Origin of the sequence: Thermosynechococcus sp. QS41, from assembly GCF_031583515.1 — a bacterium.
GTDB lineage: Bacteria > Cyanobacteriota > Cyanobacteriia > Thermosynechococcales > Thermosynechococcaceae > Thermosynechococcus.
Genome location: NZ_CP134181.1, coordinates 2,359,824 through 2,385,380 on the forward strand (window position 1 = coordinate 2,359,824; position 25,557 = coordinate 2,385,380).

Annotated in this window: 26 protein-coding genes and 1 tRNA gene; 18 read left to right on the plus strand and 9 right to left on the minus strand. The window is 54.0% G+C overall.

The window, feature by feature from the left end:
• The first annotated feature begins 73 nt into the window (after positions 1-73).
• The 7 genes from accC to RHJ80_RS11635 all read left to right on the plus strand — a co-directional run bounded on the left by accC (position 74) and on the right by RHJ80_RS11635 (position 5,672).
• Positions 74-1,435 carry an acetyl-CoA carboxylase biotin carboxylase subunit gene (accC, locus tag RHJ80_RS11605; protein ID WP_286625194.1) on the plus strand — a complete coding sequence of 454 codons (1,362 nt, stop codon included), beginning with the start codon at positions 74-76 and terminating at the stop codon, positions 1,433-1,435.
• Positions 1,435-2,505 carry an undecaprenyldiphospho-muramoylpentapeptide beta-N-acetylglucosaminyltransferase gene (gene murG, locus RHJ80_RS11610; protein ID WP_310801042.1) on the plus strand — a complete coding sequence of 357 codons (1,071 nt, stop codon included), beginning with the start codon at positions 1,435-1,437 and terminating at the stop codon, positions 2,503-2,505. The genes accC and murG overlap by 1 nt, the downstream gene beginning before the upstream one ends.
• Before the next feature lie 10 nt (positions 2,506-2,515).
• Positions 2,516-3,010, plus strand: a complete 495-nt coding sequence (locus RHJ80_RS11615) for a low molecular weight protein-tyrosine-phosphatase (protein ID WP_206200300.1) — start codon at positions 2,516-2,518, stop codon at positions 3,008-3,010.
• A complete protein-coding gene (purM, locus tag RHJ80_RS11620) occupies positions 3,010-4,035 on the plus strand; it encodes a phosphoribosylformylglycinamidine cyclo-ligase (RefSeq protein WP_310801043.1) in 1,026 nt (341 codons plus the stop codon). Before RHJ80_RS11615 ends, purM begins: the two co-directional genes overlap by 1 nt.
• Positions 4,036-4,114: 79 nt before the next feature.
• A complete protein-coding gene (locus RHJ80_RS11625) occupies positions 4,115-4,789 on the plus strand; it encodes a Uma2 family endonuclease (RefSeq protein ID WP_310801044.1) in 675 nt (224 codons plus the stop codon).
• Between the two features lie 28 nt (positions 4,790-4,817).
• Positions 4,818-5,480, plus strand: a complete 663-nt coding sequence (locus RHJ80_RS11630) for a Uma2 family endonuclease (protein ID WP_310801045.1) — start codon at positions 4,818-4,820, stop codon at positions 5,478-5,480.
• Positions 5,481-5,483: 3 nt separating this feature from the next.
• On the plus strand, positions 5,484-5,672 hold the full coding sequence (locus RHJ80_RS11635; RefSeq protein WP_206200303.1) for a nucleotidyltransferase substrate binding protein: 189 nt from the start codon (positions 5,484-5,486) through the stop codon (positions 5,670-5,672).
• 114 nt (positions 5,673-5,786) lie between these two features.
• Here the strand turns inward: RHJ80_RS11635 and RHJ80_RS11640 are convergent, their stop codons facing one another.
• Positions 5,787-6,854 (minus strand): AI-2E family transporter, encoded by a 1,068-nt coding sequence (locus tag RHJ80_RS11640; protein ID WP_310801046.1) that lies wholly within the window; start codon positions 6,852-6,854, stop codon positions 5,787-5,789.
• A gap of 175 nt (positions 6,855-7,029) precedes the next feature.
• Between RHJ80_RS11640 and RHJ80_RS11645 the strand changes: the two genes are divergently transcribed.
• Together RHJ80_RS11645 and RHJ80_RS11650 are read left to right on the plus strand one after the other, a co-directional pair.
• Positions 7,030-7,710, plus strand: coding sequence for an NnrU family protein (locus tag RHJ80_RS11645; RefSeq protein ID WP_399384608.1), 681 nt, complete (start codon positions 7,030-7,032; stop codon positions 7,708-7,710).
• A 73-nt stretch (positions 7,711-7,783) separates the two neighbouring features.
• Positions 7,784-9,670 (plus strand): chloride channel protein, encoded by a 1,887-nt coding sequence (locus tag RHJ80_RS11650; RefSeq protein WP_310801048.1) that lies wholly within the window; start codon positions 7,784-7,786, stop codon positions 9,668-9,670.
• Here RHJ80_RS11650 and cobA read toward each other — a convergent pair.
• From cobA to RHJ80_RS11665, 3 genes are all read right to left on the minus strand, one after another.
• Positions 9,644-10,411 carry a uroporphyrinogen-III C-methyltransferase gene (gene cobA, locus RHJ80_RS11655; RefSeq protein ID WP_310801049.1) on the minus strand — a complete coding sequence of 256 codons (768 nt, stop codon included), beginning with the start codon at positions 10,409-10,411 and terminating at the stop codon, positions 9,644-9,646. The genes RHJ80_RS11650 and cobA overlap by 27 nt on opposite strands.
• A 53-nt stretch (positions 10,412-10,464) precedes the next feature.
• Positions 10,465-11,106: an L-threonylcarbamoyladenylate synthase gene (locus RHJ80_RS11660; RefSeq protein ID WP_310801050.1), complete on the minus strand. Its 642-nt coding sequence runs from the start codon at positions 11,104-11,106 to the stop codon at positions 10,465-10,467.
• Between the two features lie 89 nt (positions 11,107-11,195).
• Complete coding sequence (locus RHJ80_RS11665) at positions 11,196-11,636, minus strand: DUF29 domain-containing protein (protein ID WP_302677472.1); 441 nt, start codon at positions 11,634-11,636, stop codon at positions 11,196-11,198.
• A gap of 139 nt (positions 11,637-11,775) precedes the next feature.
• Between RHJ80_RS11665 and RHJ80_RS11670 the strand changes: the two genes are divergently transcribed.
• Both RHJ80_RS11670 and RHJ80_RS11675 read left to right on the plus strand, forming a co-directional pair.
• Positions 11,776-12,180 (plus strand): hypothetical protein, encoded by a 405-nt coding sequence (locus tag RHJ80_RS11670; RefSeq protein WP_149819669.1) that lies wholly within the window; start codon positions 11,776-11,778, stop codon positions 12,178-12,180.
• A gap of 296 nt (positions 12,181-12,476) precedes the next feature.
• Positions 12,477-13,727, plus strand: coding sequence for a hypothetical protein (locus RHJ80_RS11675; protein WP_302678368.1), 1,251 nt, complete (start codon positions 12,477-12,479; stop codon positions 13,725-13,727).
• A 6-nt stretch (positions 13,728-13,733) separates the two neighbouring features.
• Here RHJ80_RS11675 and RHJ80_RS11680 read toward each other — a convergent pair whose 3' ends face one another.
• Entirely contained in the window at positions 13,734-15,137 is a 1,404-nt protein-coding gene (locus tag RHJ80_RS11680) for a BCD family MFS transporter (protein WP_206200310.1), read from the minus strand.
• 309 nt (positions 15,138-15,446) lie between these two features.
• On the opposite strand from RHJ80_RS11680, the gene RHJ80_RS11685 reads away from it, so the two are divergent.
• Positions 15,447-16,658: an MFS transporter gene (locus RHJ80_RS11685; protein WP_206200311.1), complete on the plus strand. Its 1,212-nt coding sequence runs from the start codon at positions 15,447-15,449 to the stop codon at positions 16,656-16,658.
• Between the two features lie 78 nt (positions 16,659-16,736).
• A complete protein-coding gene (locus RHJ80_RS11690; protein WP_310801051.1) occupies positions 16,737-17,273 on the plus strand; it encodes a DUF2062 domain-containing protein in 537 nt (178 codons plus the stop codon).
• Here the strand turns inward: RHJ80_RS11690 and RHJ80_RS11695 are convergent.
• Both RHJ80_RS11695 and RHJ80_RS11700 read right to left on the minus strand, forming a co-directional pair.
• Positions 17,233-17,964, minus strand: coding sequence for a peptidylprolyl isomerase (locus RHJ80_RS11695; RefSeq protein ID WP_206200313.1), 732 nt, complete (start codon positions 17,962-17,964; stop codon positions 17,233-17,235). The genes RHJ80_RS11690 and RHJ80_RS11695 overlap by 41 nt on opposite strands.
• Positions 17,965-18,013: 49 nt before the next feature.
• Positions 18,014-18,928, minus strand: coding sequence for an FtsQ-type POTRA domain-containing protein (locus RHJ80_RS11700; protein WP_310801052.1), 915 nt, complete (start codon positions 18,926-18,928; stop codon positions 18,014-18,016).
• Positions 18,929-19,055: 127 nt separating this feature from the next.
• On the opposite strand from RHJ80_RS11700, the gene RHJ80_RS11705 reads away from it, so the two are divergent.
• A complete protein-coding gene (locus RHJ80_RS11705; RefSeq protein WP_206200315.1) occupies positions 19,056-19,676 on the plus strand; it encodes a hypothetical protein in 621 nt (206 codons plus the stop codon).
• 6 nt (positions 19,677-19,682) lie between these two features.
• Positions 19,683-20,315, plus strand: a complete 633-nt coding sequence (hisB, locus tag RHJ80_RS11710; RefSeq protein ID WP_206200316.1) for an imidazoleglycerol-phosphate dehydratase HisB — start codon at positions 19,683-19,685, stop codon at positions 20,313-20,315.
• Here hisB and RHJ80_RS11715 read toward each other — a convergent pair.
• Positions 20,312-21,139 carry a pentapeptide repeat-containing protein gene (locus RHJ80_RS11715; RefSeq protein ID WP_206200317.1) on the minus strand — a complete coding sequence of 276 codons (828 nt, stop codon included), beginning with the start codon at positions 21,137-21,139 and terminating at the stop codon, positions 20,312-20,314. The genes hisB and RHJ80_RS11715 overlap by 4 nt on opposite strands.
• 110 nt (positions 21,140-21,249) lie before the next feature.
• On the opposite strand from RHJ80_RS11715, the gene ftsH3 reads away from it, so the two are divergent.
• From ftsH3 to menD, 3 genes are all read left to right on the plus strand, one after another.
• The gene (gene ftsH3, locus RHJ80_RS11720; protein ID WP_206200318.1) at positions 21,250-23,088 is read left to right on the plus strand and encodes an ATP-dependent zinc metalloprotease FtsH3; all 1,839 of its coding nucleotides are present in this window, start codon (positions 21,250-21,252) and stop codon (positions 23,086-23,088) included.
• Between the two features lie 55 nt (positions 23,089-23,143).
• A tRNA-Gly gene (locus RHJ80_RS11725) sits at positions 23,144-23,214 on the plus strand.
• Positions 23,215-23,376: 162 nt separating this feature from the next.
• Positions 23,377-25,065, plus strand: a complete 1,689-nt coding sequence (gene menD, locus RHJ80_RS11730; RefSeq protein ID WP_310801053.1) for a 2-succinyl-5-enolpyruvyl-6-hydroxy-3-cyclohexene-1-carboxylic-acid synthase — start codon at positions 23,377-23,379, stop codon at positions 25,063-25,065.
• Positions 25,066-25,076: 11 nt separating this feature from the next.
• Here menD and RHJ80_RS11735 read toward each other — a convergent pair whose 3' ends face one another.
• Entirely contained in the window at positions 25,077-25,436 is a 360-nt protein-coding gene (locus RHJ80_RS11735) for a hypothetical protein (RefSeq protein WP_206200320.1), read from the minus strand.
• Positions 25,437-25,557 lie beyond the last annotated feature (121 nt).

The window sequence follows — 25,557 nt, forward strand, 5'->3', positions numbered from 1 at the left end:
TTGCCGTCGCCTTTTCGGAAGCGTTCGGCTGGCATGGTAGCATTAGGGATCGCTTCCCCTACCGTTGACCGCCATGGCCTTTACGAAAATTTTGATTGCCAATCGTGGCGAAATTGCACTGCGGATTCTGCGTACCTGTGAGGAATTGGGCATTGCAACGGTTGCCGTCTATTCCACCGTAGATCGCCATGCCCTGCATGTGCAATTGGCCGATGAGGCGGTGTGCATTGGCGAAGCCCCCAGTAGCCGCAGCTATCTCAATATTCCCAACATTATTGCTGCTGCCCTCACCCGCCATGTCTCGGCGATTCACCCAGGCTATGGCTTTTTGGCGGAAAATGCCCGCTTTGCCGAGATCTGCGCCGACCACAAAATTACCTTTATTGGGCCGAGTCCCGCTGCCATGCGTGCTATGGGGGATAAATCCACCGCCAAAGCGACGATGCAACAGGTGGGGGTGCCGACAATTCCCGGCAGTGATGGACTGGTGCAAGATGAGGAAACTGCTCGGGCGATCGCCCGCAAAATTGGCTATCCCCTGATGATTAAAGCCACGGCTGGGGGGGGTGGCCGGGGGATGCGCTTGGTGCGCTCTGCTGAAGATTTAGGACGAGCCCTCAGTGCCGCCCAAGGGGAAGCGGAAGCCGCCTTTGGCAATGCCGGCGTCTATCTGGAGCGGTTTATTGAAAATCCCCGCCACATTGAGTTCCAGATTCTGGCGGATAGCTATGGCAATGTCATTCACCTTGGGGAGCGCGATTGCTCTGTACAGCGGCGTCATCAAAAGCTCCTTGAGGAGGCGCCTAGCCCTGCCCTCACCCCCGAACTGCGTGCCAAGATGGGAGCTGCTGCTGTCACTGCCGCCAAAGCCATTAACTACGTCGGTGCCGGCACCATTGAATTTCTCCTCGACGGCCAAGACAACTTTTACTTTATGGAAATGAATACTCGCATTCAGGTGGAGCACACCGTCACAGAAATGATTACGGGGCTGGATCTGATTGCCGAGCAAATTCGCATTGCCCAAGGGGAACCCCTCAGCTTGACCCAAGAGCAGGTTGAGTTGCGCGGACACGCGATCGAGTGCCGCATCAATGCCGAAGACCCAGAGCGCAATTTCCGTCCCCATCCCGGTCGTATTAGTGGTTACTTGCCCCCCGGTGGCCCTGGGGTGCGCATGGACTCCCATGTTTATACCGACTATGAAATCCCCCCCTACTATGATTCGCTGATTGGTAAATTGGTGGTGTGGGGGAGCGATCGCCCCGCTGCCATTGCCCGCATGAAGCGTGCCCTAAGAGAATGTGCGATTATGGGGGTGCCGACCACCATTCCCTTTCATCAGCAGGTGATGGACACACCAGAGTTTCGCAGCGGTATTGTCTATACCAACTTTGTCGATAAGCTCATGACCACATTGGGCTGGAATGTTTAATGCTTGGGCAAAGGAAACTACTGATTGCAGCGAGTGGTACCGGCGGGCATCTCTTTCCCGCACTAGCAGTAGCAGAAGAGTTACCTGAATATGACATCCATTGGTTGGGGGTGCGCGATCGCCTTGAACAGAAATTAATTCCGCCCCAGTACCCCCTGCATACGATCAACTTCGGTGGTGTCCAAGGCAAGACCCCTTGGGCAAGGCTGCGCCCCCTCTGGCAATTTTGGGGAGCTTTTTGGCAAACGCGCCAGTTGTTAAAACAGGGACACTTCCAAGGGGTGTTTACCACCGGTGGCTACATTGCAGCACCAGCTATTTTAGCGGCTCGCAGTTTGGGGCGTGTCGCCCTGCTCCATGAATCCAACGCCCTACCAGGCAAAGTCACCCGCTGGCTGGCGCCTTGGTGTACGCTGGTTGCCTTGGGTACCCCCGCGAGTTTAGCCTACCTCAAATCCAAACGGCTGAACCTACGGGTCACGGGCACCCCGGTGCGTCCCGATATTCTCCATCCCGGCGACTTGGAGTTGCCGATTCCCAAGGAGGTACCCCTGATTCTAGTGATGGGGGGGAGTCAAGGGGCAGTGGCCATCAATCGCCTTGTACGGGAAACGGTTCACCGCTGGCTCGAGGCGGGGGCTTGGGTGGTGCATCTCACGGGCAACAATGATCCCGATGCCCAAAGTGTTCAGCATCCCCACTATCTCGTCTTTCCCTTCTTTGAACCCATGGGATCCCTGCTGCACCGCGCGGATATCGTCATTAGTCGAGCTGGCGCCAGTGCCTTGGCGGAACTAACCCTCACAGGAACCCCAGCGCTGTTGATTCCCTATCCCTATGCGGCTGAAGATCACCAAACGGTGAATGCTGAAGTGCTGGTGAGTGCCGGCGCTGCTGAAATGATCCCGCAGTCGGCATTGACGGGCGATCGCCTCGGACAGATCATTTTAGAATGGCTAGGGCAGCCGCAAAAATTACAAGCCATGGCCGAGAATGCCCGCCAATTGGCGATGCCCAACAGCAGTCAGCAGGTTGCTGATCTCATCCGTACCTTGATTCCCGCCCCCTAGGAAATGTCCTATGCCCATCCGTCTTCTTTTTGTTTGTCTTGGTAATATCTGTCGCTCCCCTGCCGCCGAAGGGATCATGCAAGATCTGATCAAAAAGGCAGGTTTAGAGTATGAGATTCAGTGTGACTCTGCCGGCACCAGCAACTTTCACGTTGGCGATCCACCGGATGCCCGCATGGTAATGACGGCACGGCAACGGGGACTGCACTTGACCCATCGAGCGCGCCAATTTCATGCCGCCGACTTTGAGGAATTTGATCTGATTTTGGCGATGGATCGGGAAAACTACTATGATATCTTGCGCCTTGACCCCGAAGGGAAATACCGCGATAAAGTGCGGTTAATGTGTGATTTTTGCCGTCACCACGATGCGAGGGAAGTGCCCGACCCCTACTACGGTGGCCGTCAGGGGTTTGAGAAGGTGTTGGATCTGCTCACCGATGCCTGTGAAGGCCTCCTAGAGTATCTCAAGGCTCACTACCCCCAACTACAGGAGCAGCATTGATGGACTACCGCAGTGCCGGTGTAGATGTGGCCGCTGGCCGTGCCTTTGTCGAGCAGATTCGCCCCTTGGTGCAACGCACCCAACGACCGGAAGTAGTGGGACGACTGGGAGGCTTTGCTGGGCTATGTCAAATTCCCAAGGGCTATCGTCAACCTCTTTTGGTGTCGGGAACTGATGGAGTGGGCACGAAGCTAAAACTGGCTCAAGCCCTCGATCGCCACGATACGGTTGGCATTGATCTGGTGGCCATGTGCGTCAATGATGTCCTCACCTGTGGTGCTGAGCCGCTCTTTTTCTTGGACTACATTGCCTGTGGTCGTCTGGCGCCAGAGATGATGACCGCTGTAGTGGCGGGTATTGCCCAAGGGTGTGAAGCGGCGGGTTGTGCCCTCTTGGGGGGGGAGACAGCGGAAATGCCGGGATTCTATGCCGAAGGGGTCTATGACCTTGCGGGGTTCTGTGTTGGTGTCGTTGAGCAGGATCAGGTGCTAGATGGCACGCAGGTGCAGGTGGGGGATGTGGTCTTGGGATTGGCCAGTTCTGGGCTGCACAGCAATGGCTTTAGTTTGGTGCGTAAAATTGTTAGCGATCGCCAGCTCAGTTGGCAGGATACCCCCCTTGGCTCCACCCCCCTTGGCGAGCTGTGCTTAGAACCGACGCGCCTCTATGTCCAACCCATTCGTGCTGCTTTGGCGCAAGGGATTCCCATCCACGGCATGGCTCACATCACCGGCGGTGGTCTGCCGGAAAATTTGCCCCGCTGCTTGGGTCAAGGGCAATCCGCACAACTGGATCCTCAGGCTTGGCCGATTCCGCCACTCTTCCACTGGCTAGGGGAAATGGGAGGGGTCAGTTTGGGCGAACTTTTCAACACTTTCAATATGGGGATTGGGTACACCGTGGTTTTACCGCCGTCAGCGGTTGCAGCGGCGCAGGCCTGCTTTGCCGAGTGGGGGGTTGAGAGTTGGCCAATTGGCACCGTTGTTGCGGGCACCAGTGAGGTACTGGGATTACCTGCTGCTTAGTTGATGCGCATGTACCATTCACCATTTCGCTGACGCCTAGAATAAAGGTGCTGGCTGCTATCACGGACGGTTGCGAAAAATGACGGCTCCTCTCCTCACCCTTGAAAGTGGCGATCGCCTGAGCCGCGAGGAATTTGAAGACCGCTATGAGCACTCTCCCCACATTAAGAAGGCTGAACTGATTAACGGAGTGGTGTTTGTGGCCTCACCAATTCGGGTTAGAAACCACGCTCAACCCCATAGCAACATCCTTGGCTGGCTCTTTCACTACAGCATTGAATTTAGCGGCTTCATGGTTTGCGATAACGCCACAGTCCGGCTTGATAACCAAAATGAAGTCCAACCCGATGTGCTATTGCGCCTTGAGGCATCGGCGGGGGGTCAGTCGCGCATTAGTGCTGATGACTACATCGAAGGGGCACCGGAGTTAGTGATTGAAATTGCCTCTAGCAGTGCCGCCTACGATCTCCACGACAAGAAAGACCTCTATTGCCGTTTTGGCGTCAAGGAATATCTGGTGTGGGTGGTCTCAGAACAGGCCTTCTACTGGTATCACCGCGAGCAGGGGAGCTACGTTCAGCAACAGCCCGATCGCGAAGGAGTGCTTCGCAGTCAAGAGTTTACCGGTCTCTGGTTGAATTTGCCTGCCCTTTTACAAGGGAATATGAAAAGCGTAATGATCACATTACAACAGGGGCTAGCTTCCCCTGAATGCCAACGGTTTGCTGAAGCCTTAAAGCGGCAATCACAATAAATTTAGCGTTGCCCCCGGAGGCTACGGAATGACTCAATTGGTTAATATCATCCCCCTTGAAAGTGGCGATCGCCTAACCCGCGAGGAATTTGAATACCGCTATGAGCACTCTCCCCACATCAAAAAAGCGGAACTCATCAATGGAGTCGTGTTTGTGGCCTCCCCAATTAGAGTAAGAAAGCACGCTCAACCTCACGGACACATGGTTGTGTGGCTGGGTACCTATGCGACACTGATGCCCAGTTTGATGATGTGTGACAATGCTACTGTACGGCTGGATGACAGCAATGAAGTGCAACCTGATGTGCTATTGCGCCTCGAAGAATCGGCGGGGGGACAATCACGCATTAGTGCCGATGACTACATCGAAGGGGCACCGGAGTTAGTGATTGAAATTGCCTCTAGCAGTGCCGCCTACGATCTCCACGACAAGAAAGACCTCTATTGCCGCTTTGGCGTCAAGGAATATCTGGTGTGGGTGGTCTCAGAACAGGCCTTTTACTGGTATCACCGCGAGCAGGGGAGCTACGTTCAACAACAGCCCGATCGCGAGGGAGTGCTGCGTAGTCAAGAGTTTGCCGGCCTCTGGCTGAACTTGCCGGCCCTTTTACAAGGGGATATGAAAAAGGTGATGCTCACATTGCAACAGGGGTTGTCAACAAGAAGTGATCACCCCCTCAGTGAAGGATAGATCATGGAACGCTGGCAGTGGCGACTCAAGAGTTATAAAAAAGCGTTTCAGAGGCTTCAGGAAAGGGTGGAACTGTGCCGTACTCGCCCCTTGAGCAATATAGAAAAGCAGGGAGTGATTCAAGGATTTGAGTACACGTTTGAACTGGCGTGGAACCTGCTCAGGGACTATAGCTATTCCAATCAAGAATGAGATATTATCCAGCACAATAACTGTGAATGCGTCAGGACACCTTTGTGAAGGTCAGCGTCAAGGCAAAACGTTTGAGAGCAGGATGGGACGATGACTACCTCGCTCATCTCCTTGCTACTGCCTGAGTATGCGTTTGCCCTGCGAGGATTTCGGAGCAGCCTCACTGCTTGCCTGTAAGGCTTTGAGATCTAGCAAACTGACGATCGTCCCCGTAATCGGAATGGCAAGGAAAATACCGACAATTCCTGCGACTGTTGCCCCTACTAGGAGGGAAAAAAATAAAACCACTGGATTCAGGTTGACGGTGTTGCGCATGACACGGGGCATGAGAATATTTTCTTCCACCTGTTGCAGCAGAATACAGCTAATCAGCACTTGTACACTCAGGGCAATACTCTTGGGCAGCAGGATCAAGCAGATGAGGGAAATGCCCATCGTTGAGCCAATCCCTGGAATGAGATCCAAGCCACCGGCGATCGCCCCAAGGGCAAGGGCATAGGGGGCACGTAACACCAGCAAGACAAGGAATGTGGCGGTACCAAAGAAGAGAGAGAGAAGCAAACGGCCACTAAAGAAGCCCAAAAAGTTCCGCTCTAAGGCTTGGGGCACGCGATCGCGCCACGGATCAGGCAAAAAACTCAGTAGGTACTGCCATAGCCGTTCCCCCTCTAGCAGCATAAAGAAGGTAATCACAGCCAGAATAATGCCGCTGAGCAACAGCGCAAAGACAGACTGCAACTTGCCAAAACCAAACTGCAGACCCGCAAGGGCAAAGTTGCGTAATTCTGACTCCAGTTGCTGGAAATTGATGTCTAGATTCCATCGCGCCAGAAACTGCTGCATCCTCTCAAGGGAGTCAATCCACAGATCAATTTGGCTGGGCAAATTGGTGATCAAGTCCTGCAACTGGCCAATGATCGCCAACCCAAGGGTAATCCCCAAGCCGATTAGAATTGCCAATGTCCCGAGAAACACAATGGTAACCGCCAAACCATGGGGCAAGTAACGCTTGAGCCAGCCCACGGGATAGTTGAGTAAAAACGCCAGAATGGCTGCAAAAAGAAACATCAGTAAGACGTAGGCAAAGTAGTGCAAAAGTTGCACGCCAATCCAGCCAAGAGCAAAGAGCAGCAGCAGGCGCAGTAGGCGGCGGTTTTCGAGGCGATCGAGCCAATTGAACATAGATTGATGTCAGATGCCCTCAACGCCTTGACTATAGCTCATAGGCTGCGTTTTGCGGCTCAGTTACATTACTTTACAAAGCGTCTGACCCTTTGGGATCATGGGATGGGGTTTTAATCGTACGGAGTAGATCGGCGTGGATCAGCACAGTTGGCAAACCAGTTCGCAGTGGATCATGGTGGGGTTATTGCTCTTGTTTGCGATCGCCCACAGTGGATTGGCAAGCTTACGTCCTTGGGCTGAAAAACGCGTCGGTGCCCGCCTTTATCGCATTTTTTTTGCCTTAGTGAGTCTACCCTTAGCGACAATCTTGATTCTCTACTTTTTGGCCCATCGCTACGATGGCGTTCAACTGTGGCAACTCCAAGGGGTGCCGGGGATGGGTGCTCTGGTGTGGAGCCTCTCGGCCCTCTCGTTTCTCTTTCTTTATCCGGCCACATTTAACTTGCTAGAGATTGCCGCTGTGCAAAGGCCAGAGGTACACCTCTACGAAACGGGGATTATTCGCATTACCCGCCACCCGCAGTTATGGGGACAGGTGATCTGGTGTGTGGCGCATACGCTGTGGTTGGGCACGTCCTTTACACTGCTGACCTCCCTTGGGCTGATTGCCCATCACTGCTTTGGGGTTTGGCATGGCGATCGCCGCTGGTACGCACGGCATGGAGAAGCGTTTACTGCCCTGAAAGCCCGCACCTCAATCATTCCCTTCAAAGCCATTTGGCAGGGCAAGCAACAACTGGTGTGGCAAGAATTTTTGCGCCCCGCCTATGGGGGAGTAGCCATCTTTGTCGGTTTGCTGTGGTGGCTACATCCTTACTTTTATCATGTCACGCCGCAAATTTTGCCCTTTTAGCTTCTCCATTGGAAATTCCGCATAATTGAAGATGGAGCTATTTTAAGCAACTTTTTCTCACCGCTTTGCAACAGTGTCCTCCCCATCCTCCCCTCCTTCTCTGACTGCTGAATCTCGCCTCACTCGACTTTTCAATCAATTACAACCGCCCCCGGAAACCGTCGTACTGGTCTTGGCAGTACTCATTGGCGGTAGTGCAGGGCTGAGTGTGCTGCTGTTTCGTTACCTGATTGAGACAATTCATCACATGGCCCTTGAAGACTTGATGGGGCTTATTGGTCGATGGGGCGCTTGGACACTGGCCTGCGTTCCGGCCTTGGGAGGCTTGCTGGTGGGGATCATCCGCTGGTTTGTCCAAGAGTTTAGTCCCAACCTGATGTCATTGATGGGTGCTGTAGAAGCAGGCAAGGAAATTCCCTTCATTCGCCCCATTGCCAAAACCCTTGCGGCGGCGATTTCCCTTGGTACAGGTGCGTCCCTTGGTCCAGAAGGCCCCAGTGTGGAAGTGGGTGCCAACATCGGCATTCTCTTGGGTCAAGCGCTGAAGGTTTCCCGAGAACGGCAAAAGTTGCTCCTCGGTGCAGGGGCGGCGGCAGGGTTGGCAGCAGGCTTCAATGCCCCGATCGCTGGCGTGTTCTTTGCCCTAGAGGTGGTATTGGGCACCACGTTTGAAACAACGGCTGTGAGTGTGGTGCTTTTGGCTGCTGTGATTTCTGCCCTGATTACCCAAATTGGCTTGGGGTCACAACCCGCCTTTGATTTGCCCACCTATGAGGTGCGCAGTTCCCTTGAGTTGCCCTTGTATTTGGGCTTAGGACTGTTGGCCTACGGCGTTGCCATTGTCTATACCCAGTTACTTCAGTGGCTCCCCCAAGTCTTTCAGGGGAAGATTCCACCCATGCAGTTTTTAGGTCGTATTCCCCTAGCGCTGCGTCCCCTAGTGGGTGGCCTCTGCGTTGGCCTTGTGGCTCTGCATTTACCGCAAGTGCTGGGCATTGGCTATGAAACGGTGGAAGCAATTCTCAGGGACGTGAACCTCTCCCTTGGTTTGTTGTTGGTATTGCTGCTAGCCAAAATGGTACTGACAGCAGTGAGTCTTGGCAGTGGCTTGGTGGGGGGCATCTTTGCACCAGCCCTATTTCTGGGGGCTTCTCTAGGAGCTGCCTACGGTAAGGTGTTGCCGATCCTGCTACCCATGTTTGCCAACAGTATTGCTGCACCAGCAGCCTATGCCACAGTGGGAATGGCAACTGTCCTCGCGGCAAGTGTCAATGCTCCCTTAACAGCTATTTTGCTGCTGTTTGAAATGACGCGGGACTACCGCATTATTTTGCCCTTGATGGCAGCGGTGGGCTTAAGTGTCTGGTTGGTGAATAGTTTGAGTGTTCAAAAACGGGGCGAACTGCCCGCATTGGCACCCAGCGCTCAGACCCAGAAGGAGGAGCAGGAGGAAAGTCCCCCCAATCTTTCTGTGGCGGAAGCCATGCAATCGGAGGTGCTGTTTCTGAGCGAAGCAATGCCTGTGGTTGAAGCTGGCTTACAACTGATTGAAAAAAAAGCCTACTGTGCCTTTGTGACCGATAATCAGCAGGACTTGATGGGGTTGATCACCCTTGGGGATATTAATCGGGTGCTGACCCGTTGGGAAACTGATCAGGAAACAACGGCCTATCAAACGCAAACGGTGGGGAGTGTCTGTACGCGGGAGCTATTGCTTGCCTACGGTGATGAACCCCTGAAGGACGCCCTCGATCGCATGGGGGCGCGGGATTTGAGGCAGTTACCCGTGGTGGATCGCAACAATCCGCAACGGGTTTTGGGACTGCTCACCAGAGAGAATATCCGCCTTGCCTATTCTCTGGATCAAACGCGACGTAAGCTTTTGCCCTATTTGGAGCAGGCGATGCTGTCGCTGCCCCTAGAACCCGCTGTTTCAGATCTGGTGGAAACCTCCCATTAGCTGGGAGCGCAGGTGAATGACCTCACCAATCACAATCAAGGCAGGCGTTTGAATCTGTGCCTCGTCATAGGTGGCGATCGCTCGCTCTAGGGTTGTCACCACCACCCGTTGTTGCGGTGTTGTCCCTGATTCAATAAAGGCCAAGGGCGTCTGGGGCGATCGCCCCCCTGCCAGGAGTTGCGGCACAATTTCCCGCAGATGATGGAGTCCCATGTAAATCACAATCGTATCCACCGCCGTAGCCAGAGCCGACCAATTTACACGCGGTTGATAGCGACCAGCAGCCTCATGGCCCGTGACAAAAACCACCGAAGAACTAAAATCCCGATGGGTGAGGGGAATGTGCGCATAGGCAGGTGCAGCCACCCCACTGGTGACCCCCGGCACCACTTCGACAGTAATGCCAGCCTCGACAAGGGCAAGACACTCTTCACCCCCTCGGCCAAAGACAAAGGGATCACCCCCCTTGAGGCGCACAATCACCGCATGGCGCTGAGCCAAGTCAATCAACAGGCGACAAATCTCCGCTTGGGAGAGGGTATGGTTGCCCCGCCGCTTGCCCACATGAATTTTTTCCGCTTGGGGGTTGATCAAGTTAAGAATTTCGGGGCTAATCAGCGCATCGTAGAGCACCACATCCGCCCACTCCAGTAGCGTCTTGGCACGCACCGTCAGTAGCCCCACATCGCCGGGACCTGCGCCCACTAAATATACTTTGCCAATTAATTGCGATGAACTCATTCTTGAATCAAACCTTGTATAACGGTTTCTATCTGCTGAAAAGCTGGAGTGGCTCACTCAACAGTCACCAGTTCTGCTGGCAGCGCTTCCCACCCTTGTCCCTTGCGTACCAGTAGCGGGGGGTCAACGGTGAGATCAAGGATACTCGACATTTGCTGTCCGGGGGGTTCGCCGGTATCAATCATCAAATCCACCCGTTTGTCAAAGGCATCGAAGAGATCTGCGGTATTCACGTAATACGTCTCGTCGTCGGGCAATCGTGCTGAGGTGGAAATAATCGGATTACCCAAGGCGGTCAACAGCGCTTGGCTCACAACGTGGTCAGGTACACGAATCCCTGTGGTTTTGCGTTTGGGATTTTGGACAAGGCGGGGCACCAGTTTGGTAGCGGGGAGCAAAAAGGTGTAGGGGCCTGGGATCAGGCGACGCATGAGGCGATAAGCGGCATTGCTGACATAGGCATACTGGGCAATGTTGGAGAGGGAAGAGCACAAAAAAGTGACGGGTTTATCGTTGGAGAGTTGCTTGAGTTGGCGTACCCGTTGCACCGCTCCTTTGTGGTTCATGTCGCAGCCAATGGCATAGACGGTATCCGTGGGGTAGAGCATGACTGCCCCTTCCTTGAGGGCCTCAACAATTTGGGCGATCGTGCGGGGCTGGGGGTTAACCGGATGAAGCTCAAAAATCGCTGCCATTCAAAGATCCGCAAGGGCACTGCCGCTATAACGTAGTTTTAGTTTAACGGCAATAGCACGGGCGAATGCACCTCATCTAGTGTTTTGAGCTAAGTGTCCGTTTCGGGGAGCCAACTCTGGGTCAAAACCCTCTCTAGGGGATAAGGGCAGGTTTCAGGAAAGGTGCTCAGCGGTAAACCCGTTTGCTCTGCTGCTTGGCGGCGAGCGCGTTCATAGCTTATGGCAAGTTGGCTGGCCGGATAATCCCGCAAGCTCGGACTATCAGCTATGGTCAGCTCAATTTGAGTGCGGGCATCCGTGATCGAATCCAACCAACTATCGGATCGGCGCTGGGGTTGATATTGCCACTTTAAGAGGTGTAGCAGCAGACGAGTTAACTGGCTATTGATGGCGCGCCGTTCACTTTTGCCCAAGTCCTCTACCTCAGCAATGAGATGGGGCAGATCCAACTCTTGCCATCGTCCTTCTCGCAATAATGCCACTGTTTCTGCAATCCACGCACTGTAATCTTGGTCGTACTGCTGCTTCATTGTTCCTAGATAAGGCGTGCCAGCATGATTCTTAGATGCAATTTTCAGAATAGCGGAACTACAAGACGGTACTCGCGGTCTTTAGCTCTAGCACTATGTGGAGTACAGTACACTAGATTCGGTTAGTGGATGGTTCTCAATGAAAAACTCCTTGCGCTATCTCCTGTTTGGCTTGGGTGTGGGGCTGGCGATCGCCCTTGTGCCCCGTTTACCTGTTTTGCACTCTCCCGATATGGTCATGGCGCAGGGAACCAGTCAGACCATTTCCCCCCAAGGGCTGGCGAACCACCTCAAGAAAATCAATGCCAAGATGTACGGTGCCTACTGGTGTCCCGCTTGCATGAAGCAAAAAGAACTCTTTGGCAGCGCTTTCAAAAGTATCAACTATATTGAGTGCGATGCCCGCGGTACCAATGGCCAGCCAGAACTGTGCAAGCAGGCCAATATCCGTGCCTACCCCACATGGGAAATCAACGGTAAACGCTATGAGGGGGTCTATCCCCTAGAGGGTCTAGCTCAGCTTTCGGGGTATCAGGGGCGCTAATGCTCGCGAAGCCTAAAAACTCTTTATGAGGAGAGAACTTGGCACCAATTTTTATCGTCGGTTGTCAATTGATTGTCTTGTTGTTTATCATCAAAAAGTAGTAGGGTGTTTGCGCTAGTCAGCGATCAAAGATACCTAAGTCATTCTTGTGATTAGGATCACGGGAAAAACGTGCTTTCGATCACCAGTTAACGATATGTTGCCTTCTATGATGCAGGTATGTTAGACCCTCTCAATTGTGCCCCTGAATTCCAGCACGGTCGGTAGCGGCGTGGCTTAGGAGCGCATTATCCCCTATGAATACTTGGATAAAGACAAACGACTACCAACTGATTTATGAACACTTGCTGGAATGCGTGCAGCACGAGAGTCCACAGCAAGTCATTGAGCGGTTTCGTGCCCTTTTTCTCATGGGCTATACCTATCCCGATCGCCAGATTCAAGAAGTGATGGATCGGATTGTGACGGGGGCACGGGTGGCAGATAATTTTCGTCCCTTTATGAACCGCTGCTGCCACATTTTGATTAACCGCTGGCAGTCGCGTCCTTTGCTCCAAGGGGCAGTTCCCGAATTTCTGGCTATGCTGCAAACGCCTGTGGCGATGCCGGCGGGGGGTCTGAGCCGGGCACCGATTGTGCGTAAGCTGCGGCTGCTCCTCAAGGATTATTTAGAGAGTGAAGCCTTTCAGAAGCTCCAGCGCATGGTGCAATTTCTGCAAGAAGATGCCCAAGACGTTTCACAGATTCAGCAAAATAGCGATCGCCCCCTTGCTACCTTAATTCGCCGCTATCCCTATCTCTATAACCACTGCTTGGTGGGCGATGACACGACACCCGAAGACCTGCGCTACATTCAAGACTTTCAGCAAAAGGCCACTCAGCAGTTTGAAATGAACCTGAGTCAATACCTCACGAGTGAGTTTCGCCGTGCTCAGGGGCATAACAATATCCCACTGGTGAAAAATCCCACGTTGCTCTCTGCTGAGGAAGTCAGAACCTCGATTCAACATTTTGTCGGTAAGGTGGATGGCCGCCACACCTATCGCGACTTGGCCAGTCAATTTGGACAGCGGCTGCAACGCCTGAAATCCACCCGCGACTTTCGGGATGCCTTCTTCCACTACTTGACGGACACCACAGCGGATGTGGGGCGGGGTCGCTTTCGCCAGCGCTTTTACCAGTATTTGGAAACGCTGCCCCTCTTTCAGCAGCCACAACCTCTGAATGAATTTACGATTGTGCGCACCTGTAGCCAGACCCTCAACTACTTAGTGGTGGATAGCGCCCAAAATCCTAACCATCTGGTTTTTGTTGACTTGCTCAATACCATCGGCACGGCGGCAACGATTGGCTTATTGCTCAAGGTTGTGCTCCTCAGCAAGAAAGTAAAACCCTACCTTGAAAAACGCTTTGCGATCCTGTTTAACCACTATCAGTCCTTTAGTCGCGGCAAGGTACGCTGGCTGGTGAATTGCCTAGAGCATTTTAATATCGCCCATGTCACCCACTTTGGTAAGTTGGATTTTTCCTTCTTTGCCCGCTGGTAGGTGACTCTATTCCAAGTCCTCAGCCAAGACCTTGGCGATCGCCACCTGAGATTGTTGGCGAAATTGACTGACATCCACTCGTTTCAGAAGCAAGACAGCGGCCAGCATTCCCAGCATCGGCAGACAAAAGACAAATCCATAGGCGAGGATCGGCACGCCAAACAGTTGACGCCCAATATCAAGGGCCGTTCCGCCGACAACAGTCGCTGATCCCCGGGCAATAGCCTGCGCTAAGCCCCAAGCGCCAATAAATGTCCCCGCTGTTTCCGCCGCCGTTAAGTCCAGCATGAGACTGAGGGCACCCGTTGTTGTCACCCCAGCGGCAATGCCAAAGAGAAAGAGTTGCAACTGAAAGAGCCACACCTGCTGCGTGACGCCTGAGATGATCAAGAGCAAGAACATCAAGGCCACCCCCCAACAGCCATAGGTGGTGGTGCGGATCTTGCCGAGGCGGGGCACAATCAAAAATCCGGTGAAACTTAGACCCACAAGGGTACCCATGCCCCAGTAGGCATTCAAGCGGGTGGTTTCGGCGATCGTCATGCCAAAAACTTCACCGCCAAAGGGTTCCAGAATCGGTTCCTGAATAAATAAACTCAGGGTCATCAGGACAAGGAAGAGAAAAAAGCGCCACGTTTGGGAGTTGGCCGTGAGAATTTTCAGGGCGCGACCAAGGGTAATGTTTTCCGGATTGTCACAGGCACGGCTGCGCACATGGTAGCGGGAATACTTGGCCTCAACCCCCCAGGTGCTGGCGATCGCGAGGGCAAAGACCACCGTCAAAACCACCAAAAAGAGGCGATTAACACTTTGTTGCAGCAGTTCAATGGGGGGGTCTAGCTCCAACTGCCGCAGCAGCACACTACTGAGAATGGCACCCGCCACAATGCCCACGGTCAACATGGACCAGACAATGCCCACCAATTTGCCCCGATCTTCCTCTTCGGAGACATCCACGAGCAGAGCCGCAAAGGGGGTCGAGCTACTACTGACACAAATGCCATAGGCGGCAAAGAGCAATCCCAATAGGCCAATCCACCCTTGGGTGATGAGACTCCAGCCCGCTTGATCTAAACTCTGCCCCACCTGCCAGATCACTTGAACAATCGCGTAGGTGACCAACGTAAAGGCCAAAGCCCCACCCCAGACATACCCCGTGCGATGATAGCCGCCAATGGGATGGGCATCGGAGAGCTGACCAAACCACACGCGCACCGGTGAGACAAATTGATGCATGGCGATCGTCAGCGTCACCAATGTGGCCGGCACCGCCAGTTCTTTAATCAGGATGCGGTTGAGCACCCCCAACACCAGAATCGACATCATCCCCAGTGCCATCTGAAACAGACCCAAGCGAAACATGACCCACAGGGGCAGCGGCGGGGGTGCAGCGGCAGAACGAGTGGCCATACCTCACTCAACTCACATCACTGATAGAAGATGATAAATGATTTTCAGGGCAAATTTAGATTGCCATCAAGAAGGAAATCGTCAATGATACAACTAGGGCAATCAGTGTCAAAAAGAGCGATCGCTTCAAAGATTCCGTATAAGCAGACATGGGTGGCATCACCTCATCAGTAGGATGTTTTGGGCTGTGTCCAATCGATGGGAAAAGGACTGTATTGTGTTAAGTTGTAGTCTTTTATTGTACTGCCTTTTTCTGGGGGTCAAAACCGTACAGGGCAGGCATCCATCACTTGAGGACGTATCACATCAATGGGGATCAACCTACGCTCACCATTATTCATTGTTTTACTCACAATTGTCATCGACCGTTTGGGTGAGAGTCTGATTTTCCCCATTTTGCCCTTCCTCGTGGAGCGATTTAACTTTGATGCGTTGAGCTTGACGCTGTTATTTTCTGCCTTTGCTGCTGCCCAATTCATTGCTGCTCCCCTTTTGGGTGCCCTCTCGGATCATTGGGGACGTCGCCCGGTGTTGCTGATTTGCATTGCCGGTACGGCCCTGTCCTACATTCTCTTTGCTGTGGCGACGGTTCCTTGGCTGCTCTTTGTCTCGCGGATTATTGATGGTCTCACGGGGGGCGTGGTTTCAACGGCTCAGGCCTATATTGCCGACACCTCTGCTCCAGCAGATCGGGCTAAGAACTTTGGTTTAACGGGGGCAGCCTTTGGCATTGGCTTCATTTTTGGGCCGGCCATTGGCGGCAGTCTAGCAGCCATTGATCTCAAGTTGCCGATTTGGTTTGCAGCGGGCTTGGCACTGGTGAATGTCATCTTGGCCTATTTCATCTTGCCAGAGTCATTGCCCGCAGCCCAGCGATCGCCCCTGACCCTAAAGAGCTTTGCCTTGCAGCAACAGTGGTTGGAGCTATTCAATCAACGCACCCTCCAAGCCTTACTCATGGCCTTCTTTATTTTCAACTTTGCCTTTGCTGGCTTTACCAGTATCTTCGTCCTCTTCTTGAAGCGGCAATTGAGTTGGGGACCTGCCCAAGCGGGGATCATTTTTGTGATTATTGGCGTGGTGAGTACGATTGTGCAGGCGGGCTTGATTCGCTCATTGATTCCTCGCTTTGGTGAGCAGCGCTTGAGCTTGGGGGGATTGCTCCTAGTGGCCTTGGCCTTGTTGGGGATTGCGGCGGTGCCCAGTGCGGGCGGCTTTAGTGCGCCCTTGCTTTATGGGTGTGTGGTGGGTTTGGCCTTTGGCGTGGGAATCATGTTGCCCTCGCTGCGAGGGGTGATCTCCAATCGGGTGCGAGATCAAGATCAGGGGAAAATTATTGGCGCTAGCCAATCACTCCAAAGTGTGGCGGGGATTGCTGGACCGGCATGGGCAGGGTGGGTCTTCGATCGCTGGGGTGGGGTGGCGCCCGCTTGGCAAAGCAGTGTGATGATGGCGATCGCCCTTGGCTTTTTGGCGCTGGGATTGGGCAAGCCCAAGGATGCGACCCCTAGCACTCTCTAAGCAAAATATGTCAAACTGCTAAGCAAAGACCTTTATTCGCCCATTTTTTCAACCTTTGAACCCTCTCGACGCTCACCTATGATGCGGTTGTCTTTTCCTCAGCCTTCTCGACAGCCCCGTTGGCTCCATGCTTGGCGACGATCGCTCCGCTATCACTATTTGCGCTTGATGCGCTCCCACAGTAGCACTGAGAGTATTGCCCGTGGCCTTGGGGCAGGGGTCTTTGCTGGCATGCTGCCCCTGTTTGGGGGGCAAATACTTATTGCCGTCACGGTGGCCCTCCTTGTGCGCGGCAACAAGCCCTTGGCTGCCCTTGCCACTTGGGTGAGCAACCCCTTCACCTATGTCCCCCTGTTTTGGTTTAACTTTCAGGTGGGTTGGTGGCTGATGGGGCAGCCTGCCCTATCTTTTGGTGAGTGGCAATCTTGGGAAAAGCTCCTCGAACAGGGGGGGCAAATGGCAACGATTTTGATTTTTGGCAGTGTTTGGGTGGGCGTGGTTGCCGGACTCCTCACCTACGCCCTGTGTTTGCGACTGCTACCCACCCTGCGACAACGCTTTCGGCGGCGTTCTGCTATGGCTGCTGTAAATTTTCCAAACCGGCCACAACCTTAGCGGATTGCAGGCGATCGCCCTGTTGGATCCTGTCCACCACGTCCATACCATCGGTGACATAGCCAAAGACGGCATAATTGCCATCCAGAAAATCCAGTTGATCAAGGGCAATATAAAACTGGGCTGAGGCCGAATCGGGGAGTTGCGATCGCGCCATGGCCACCGCACCGCGCGTATGATTGAGAACGGGTGAGACTTTGCCCGCTTGGCTATAGGTGGGGGTGTCACTGCCCTGACCGAGAATTTCTAGGGGAATGTAGCGGGGGCGATTGGTCGCGGGGTCAATGAATGAACCCGTGCCGTAGAGTTGCGGCGACACACTGGGGTCTTTGCTCTGGGGATCCCCGCCTTGAACGACAAAGGGTCGGGGTTCACGGACAACGCGGTGAAAAATGGTGCCATCATAGACCCCCCGCTGCACTAAATCCACAAAATTGCCAGCGGTAATCGGGGCAGCATCCCCCTTCACTTGAATCGTAATCGGGCGATCGTTGACTGTCAGTACAACCGTTGCATCGCCATTGAGTCGAGGTAAATTGGCCATAGGGGTTGGGCTTTGTGCTCCTGGAATTGAACTGGTGTCAGCCACTGAGGAGAGTGACGCGCAACTCACCAGCAGAAGCACACCGAGCACCATCACCAACTGTGGCAGAAATCGGGGCAATCTTGTGCCGAACTTCAGGGGTTTCATTGACCAGCCACTCCAAGCTAACCGTTCTATTATGCCGTGCCCTTGCGCCTTAATGACTGCGGGGAAGGGGTTGCTGTGTTGGCTGCTGCCGCAGTTGCACCAAGGGTTCATCGGGGTTCACCAAGTCAATAAAGACCATTTGGCGGGGATCCAAGTACTGAGGTAACTGCTTGAGGCTGGCTAGGGCACTGAGTTGTTTCTTCAATGTGGGACTATGCCACTGCACCACCCCAAGATGAACCGGCGCGAGGGGGGTTTGGACAATTAGATTCTGTTCATTGCGCCAATCTAAACCCGTAATCGGTAAATCCTGCTGCTGGAGAATCTGGTGAATTTGCTGCCACTGCTGCTGGCGATCGCCATCCACAGCCAATGTTTGCGGGCGCGGTGCATCCTTAACGGGTACAAAATACCCCTGCAATTGGAGTGTGGGCATTGGCTTCACGGCACTGGCTTGATAGCTACTCAGGGGGGCAACAAATCCGAGGCCATCCACCAACCAGCGACTGGCAGGCCCTTGCAGCTGCCCGGTTGCACTTATTACCCAGCATTGATTGCAGGTGGCGACTGCGACAGGCTTGCGTTCTTGGACTTCGACAATCAGTGTCGGCGGAAAGAGTTGGCGGGCGATCGTCACCCGTTGCAGAGGCAGCGTCGTTTCTAAGGCATGAATGATCTCCTGTGGCCGCAAACGCAGCAGTGACTCCGGATACTCAAGGGGCAATTGTGCCTGCAACGCTTCCGTTTTCAGCAGTTGATTGCCGCGAATCACCACTTGCTCCGGGCGGCGGATAACCCAGTCCGGCAGCGTCAGTCCCCAAACCAGTCCCCCTGTTAAGGTCAAGAGGACACTGGTACGCCAAAGCCCTGCCAGTTGCCGCCAGCGGCGTTTACTTTGCAATTGGCGGCGCCGTTCCCGAATGGCATCATGAGCCGTTGTCCCCTGAGGGGTGGGATTTACCATGGCCACGGCCTCAGTCTTGAGGAAAATTGGAACTTAGGATCCTGCACGGGCTGTCATTACTTGGTGATAAGATACGCGATGTTGATTGTCCGCTTGACTGCCTCTATCTTAGTAAAGGCTTCGCACCATGCCCCTGAATACATTTGCTCACTGCTCAAGATCATCGCTGCTCCTCGGGGTGTTACTACTGGGGGTACTCCCGCGGGCGGTGTTTGCTCAGAATCAATCTTCTAGCCCCAATGTCCAGATTGTGAATCCCACACCCCCACCCAGCTCTTCAATCTATACCCTTGAGGGGGGCAAGCGCTTGATGGATGAGGCTGCCGCCGCAGTCAATAGCCAAAATTATGCCGTCGCCGCTCGCAAGCTCTTAGAAGCCCGTACGGTGATGAACCAACTCTCGAACTTTTACCAGTCCCTCAACTCTAGCTTTTTGGGGATTGATACTGCGGCTGCCGATAGCAACCGTCGCCGTGCCCTAGAAGCAGCACAACTGCGCGATCAAGCGACTTTTCAACTGGCTTTGGTCTATCGCGCTAATAACCAACCTGAGCTTGCCGTGCCCCTTTTGGTAGAAATTATCCGCAGCCAAAACCCCACCCGTGAACTGGGACAAAAGGCCTATCAGCAATTGCTAGAATTAGGTTTTGTGGATGTGCCCTTTCCGCGTACGGGGGCAATTCCTTCCGGAACGCCTGCGGCGAGTCCACCGCCAGCCACCTCTGCCAATCCCCAACCGCGTCAGTAACGCTTCATGAACGACTCTCTCCTCAGTAATGGCCACGCGCCTCGGTTGCGCCAAGCCACGGTCGATCGCCAGACCAAAGAAACTAGCGTTCACGTTGAACTGGTTCTCGATGGCAATGGTCGAGCGGACAATCACACGGGGATTCCCTTTCTCGATCACATGCTGGATCAGCTTTGCTCCCACGGCCTTGTGGATTTGCGGGTGCAGGCCACAGGCGACACCCATATTGACGACCACCACACCAATGAGGATGTGGGCATTACCTTGGGGATGGCACTCGATCAAGCCTTGGGCGATCGCCGGGGGATTCATCGTTTTGGTCACTTTGTGGCCCCCCTTGATGAAAGTTTGGTGGAAGTTGCCCTAGACTTCTCGGGGCGTCCCCACCTTAGCTATGGGTTGCAGATTCCCACGCAGCGGGTGGGCACCTATGATACGCAACTGGTGCGGGAGTTTTTCGTTGCTTTGGTGAACCATAGCCGCATGACGCTGCATATTCGCCAATTGGATGGCATTAACTCCCACCACATTATTGAAGCGACCTTCAAAGCCTTTGCCCGTGCCCTACGCATGGCGATCGCCATTGACCCGCGCCGCAGTCAGCACATTCCCAGTTCTAAGGGGGTGATCCAAGCTTAGGTGTGGACGTGCCCATCGGGCATAATCGCTCCCGTGAGGCGTGCCCCGGTCAGTTTCACTAGGAGGCGATTGCCTTGGCTCATCTTTGCTCCCCGTAAATCGGCACCCCGCAGATCAGCCCCACTCAAGTCAGCACCAATGAGATTAGCCTCTTGCAGGTCGGCATAGCTGAGATCTGCTTGCAGCAAATTGGCGCGAAAGAGATTGGCGTGGCGCAGGTTAGCACGGTGGAGAATCACGCGGTGCAAAAAGGCATCACTGAGATCGGCATAGCTGAGATTGGCATGGCTGAGATTGCGCCCCTCAAAGTCCTTTTCGCTCAGGTTGGCTCCCTGTAAATTCACCCCCGACATATCCTTGTGGGGAGGCGTCGTGCGGGGTGGTTCTGGGGGCGGGGGCGCGGCTGTGCGTTGGCGCTGATAGGTGCCGTAGGTGTGGTTGTGGTGTTGGCTATAGGTCTGGTGCGTCGTTTGCTGCGGCTCACGGGGCGCATGATAGCTGCGATAGGTGTAGGGATTGGATTGATAGCGTGGGGGTGGCGGCGAGGAACGATAGGTTTGCCGCTGGCTAGCAGTCCGCTGGGAGGTTTGGCTGCCGTGTCGGGCAATATGCTGCCGCAGTTGATCCCGCGCTTCATTAAACTGCTTAATTTTCTCTTGTGCCTTCTCGATTAGCCGTGTGTTGTCCTTCGGGATGCGATCGGGATGCCAAATAAACACCAAATCCCGATAAGCTCGGTTCACTTCCTCGAGGGTTGCCCCCGGCTCCAACTCCAGTACCCGGTAGCAGGTGTCTAAATCGAGCATTTTCTGACGGCTTATCATGGATATTGATGATCTTAACCACGGGACTGCTCACCTAGGGTTGCGAAAGAATGCGTTAGTATGAACTTATGTAAAGACTTTTCACTTTTCCTAGCGGAGGATGGCGATCGGTGAATAAACAATGGCGAAACGCAGGTTTATACGTTCTTCTTGCAATCGTGGTGCTGGCCTTGGCCACTGCCTTCTTTGATCGCCAACCCACGACCAAACAGACATGGCCCTACAGTGAGTTCATCCAACAGGTCGAAAATCAGCAAATCACCAAGGTCAGTATCACCCCTGACCGCTCGCAAGCTCAAGCTATAACCCAAGATGGCACGCGCGTGCTCGTCAATCTTCCCAATGACCCTGAACTCCTTGACATTCTCACAACTAACAATGTGGACATCGCTGTCTTGCCCCAAAGCAACGATGGCTTCTGGTTCCGCGCCCTGAGCAGCTTGCTTGTTCCCATTGGTCTTTTGGTACTGCTCTTTTTCCTACTGCGGCGTGCCCAAGCAGGTCCTGGCAACCAAGCGATGAACTTTGGTAAGTCCCGGGCACGGGTACAGATGGAACCCCAAACCCAAGTGACCTTTAATGATGTGGCTGGGATTGATCAGGCCAAGCTGGAACTGGGTGAAGTGGTGGAATTCCTCAAGTACGCCGATCGCTTTACCGAAGTGGGCGCCAAAATTCCCAAGGGGGTTCTCCTTGTCGGGCCTCCCGGAACGGGTAAAACCCTGCTTGCGCGGGCAGTGGCTGGTGAAGCGGGCGTTCCCTTCTTCTCAATTTCCGGTTCTGAGTTTGTGGAAATGTTCGTTGGGGTGGGTGCCTCACGGGTGCGCGACCTCTTTGAACAAGCCAAAGCCAATGCCCCTTGTATTGTCTTCATTGATGAGATTGATGCCGTCGGTCGCCAGCGCGGTGCTGGTCTGGGGGGGGGCAATGATGAACGGGAGCAAACCCTCAACCAACTGCTGACGGAAATGGATGGCTTTGAGGGGAATACGGGCATCATTATTATTGCTGCAACGAACCGTCCGGATGTTTTGGATGCAGCACTATTGCGTCCGGGGCGTTTTGACCGTCAAGTGGTGGTGGATCGTCCGGATTACAAAGGTCGCCTCGATATTCTCAAGGTTCATGCCCGTGGCAAAACCCTCGCTAAGGATGTGGATCTCGATAAAATTGCCCGCCGTACCCCCGGCTTTACCGGTGCGGATCTCTCGAACTTACTCAATGAAGCGGCCATTCTGGCAGCTCGCCGCAACCTGACTGAAATCTCCATGGATGAGATTAACGATGCCATCGATCGCGTCCTCGCTGGGCCTGAGAAAAAAGACCGTGTCATGAGCGATCGCCGCAAGAAGTTAGTCGCCTACCATGAGGCGGGTCATGCCCTTGTCGGTGCCCTGATGCCCGACTACGATCCCGTTCAAAAAGTGAGCATCATTCCCCGGGGGCGGGCAGGCGGTCTGACTTGGTTTACTCCCAACGAGGATCAGATGGATTCGGGTCTCTATAGCCGTGCCTACCTGCAAAACCAAATGGCCGTTGCCCTTGGGGGTCGCATTGCGGAAGAAATTGTCTTTGGTGAAGAGGAGGTGACAACCGGTGCCTCAAACGACCTGCAACAGGTGGCACGGGTGGCTCGCCAAATGGTTACCCGCTTTGGCATGAGCGATCGCCTAGGACCTGTGGCCTTGGGACGGCAAACCGGGAATGTCTTCCTTGGCCGCGACATTATGGCGGAACGGGACTTCTCCGAGGAAACGGCTGCCACCATTGATGACGAAGTGCGCAATCTCGTCGAGCAAGCCTATCGCCGTGCCAAAGAGGTCTTGGTGAACAACCGCCATGTCCTTGACCAAATTGCCCAAGTGCTGATTGAAAAAGAAACGATCGATGCTGAGGAACTCCAAAGCATCTTGGATCGCAACGATGTGAAGATGGCAACGATTCCCTAGGCTTGCCCTTTGCGATCGCCCCAAGGGTCGTGCTAATGTAGTATTCCTTGGGACTGCGGGCATGGTTTAATGGTAAAACCCTAGCCTTCCAAGCTAGAGACGCGGGTTCGATTCCCGCTGCCCGCTTAACACTCAACTCCTTGAAGAACCTGCATTTTGGCGTATTGCAAAGACTCTGGGATGCTCTTTCAAAGTCTCAAAATAGGCTCAAACTGGATTTAGCACCCTATTCTATTGGTGGCCTATGGCTCAGCTACTTCGGCTAGGATAGCGCTTCTGGATTGATGAATGATTCTCACTGAAAATCTCAATGTCCTCTGGGCGAGCGTCCTCTTTGAAACCCTCTATCGCTTAGGACTGCGGACAGTCGTTCTCTCGCCGGGATCACGTTCTGGACCATTGGCGATCGCGGCTGCTGCCCATCCCCATCTTGAGGCCCTGCCGATTCTTGACGAACGCTCGGCAGCTTTTTTTGCCCTTGGCCTTGTCCAACAGCAGGGACGACCCGTTGCCCTTGTCTGCACTTCAGGTACTGCTGCGGCCAATTTCTATCCCGCGATTATTGAAGCAAGCCTTAGTCATTTACCGTTAATTGTGCTGACCGCCGATCGCCCCCCCGAATTGCGCTTTTGCCAAGCGGGACAAGCCATTGATCAGGTGCATCTCTATGGTCATGCCGTACGTCACTATCGCGAACTAAGTCTGCCGGAACTTGCTTTGCTGCCCTACCTGCGGCAAACCCTCTGCCATAGCTGGCAAACTGCCCTCTGGCCAGATCCAGGCCCAGTCCATTTGAATATTCCCCTGCGGGATCCCCTTGACCTGCGCCCTGAGGCCAATTTTCATGGGGCACTTCCTGAAAACTTCTTTGATCAGGTGCAGCCCTTTGTGCCGCCTCGGGTTGTCACCGCTCTCCCTTGGCAAACATGGCAACAGATGCAGCGGGGGTTGATTATTGCGGGACCCAGTCATGGGGTGGAGCCTTTGGCGGAAGCGGACGCGATTGATCGCCTGAGTCGGTTTCTGCAGTGGCCAGTGCTTGCCGATGCCCTCTCCTACGCACGGGGACTGCCCCACGGCATTACCCATTATGATCTGCTGCTGCGAAATGGCCACCTACGGGAATCCTTGCGTCCTGAAGCAGTGATTCAACTAGGGCCGCTACCCACCAGTAAAGCCCTGCGGGAATGGCTCAGTGCCTGCGATCCCCTGATCTGGTGCCTTGACCCCACGGGCGATAACAACAATCCCCTCCATGGCCGCTGTCAAACGGTGGCGATCGCCCCCCAAGCGGTGGACTGCCCCCCCGACCCCCTACCCCCCAACCCCTACCTCAAGGACTGGCAAGACCACGATCAACGAGTACATGAGCAACTGAAGCGAACCTTGGAGGCCATTGATTGGTTCTGTGAGGCCAAGCTGATTTACCATCTGCCGCAGTGGTTGCCATCGCAAACGGCGATTTTTGTGGCCAGTAGTATGCCCGTGCGCGATGTTGAGAGTGTTTGGCGGGCGAGCGATCGCCACCATCGTTTTTACTTTAATCGAGGCGCCAACGGCATTGATGGCACATTATCTAGTGCCCTTGGGGTTGCCCATCGCGGTCAGCCCACCCTCTTGATCACGGGGGATTTGGCCTGCTTGCACGATACCAATGGCTGGCTGATCACGCCCCAGTTTCAAGGGTGTCTAACCGTACTGCTGATCAATAACAACGGCGGTGGTATTTTTGAGCATCTAACGATTCGGCGGTTTGATCCACCCTTTGAGAGCTTTTTTGCCACCCCCCAAGCGGTCAATTTTGCCCAGCTTGCAGCGGCCTACGGCATTCCCTATCACTGCTTACAGGACTGGGCGGATGTGAAAACCCAACTTTCCCTTGCCCCTTGGCCAAAGGTACGACTTTTGGAATTTAAGAGCGATCGCCAGCAAAATGCCCAATGGCGCCAGCAGGTACTGGCTCACCTCACAATTTAACTTGCGGTACCTCAGTGGCTATGGATGTGGTGGGAGAGCAACTGCTCCTCTAGCGCCGCAATCTGATTGTAGGCCGCTGTGAGTTGTGCCGTCAGCCGTTGAATTTGCACCTCTGGACTCAGGGGGCGATCGCCACTGAGGTTGCGTGTTTGGCTATAGTCATCATCCACCAGAATATCCTTGTGTTCTGGAGTACTCACCAAAGGACGCGGTTTGGGCAGAGGATTCTGCTCAGTAGGGGTTACGGGCAGAGGCTTGAGCCGCCCCTCCTCTAGGGCCTTAGAAACCTTTTGGTTGAGTTGTTCAACGATCTGGTAGAGGGCATCAATTTTGTTACTCAGAACCAGAATCTGTTTATGTAATAAATCCACAGGTCAAATCCTCTCGTGGTGGAATGCTGTAGTTGTCAACTCAACTGCCTCTAGGGAAAATAGCGGTGCGAGGCATCACCAACCCTAGGCACTAGAAATACACTTGATAGAGTAGGCATTT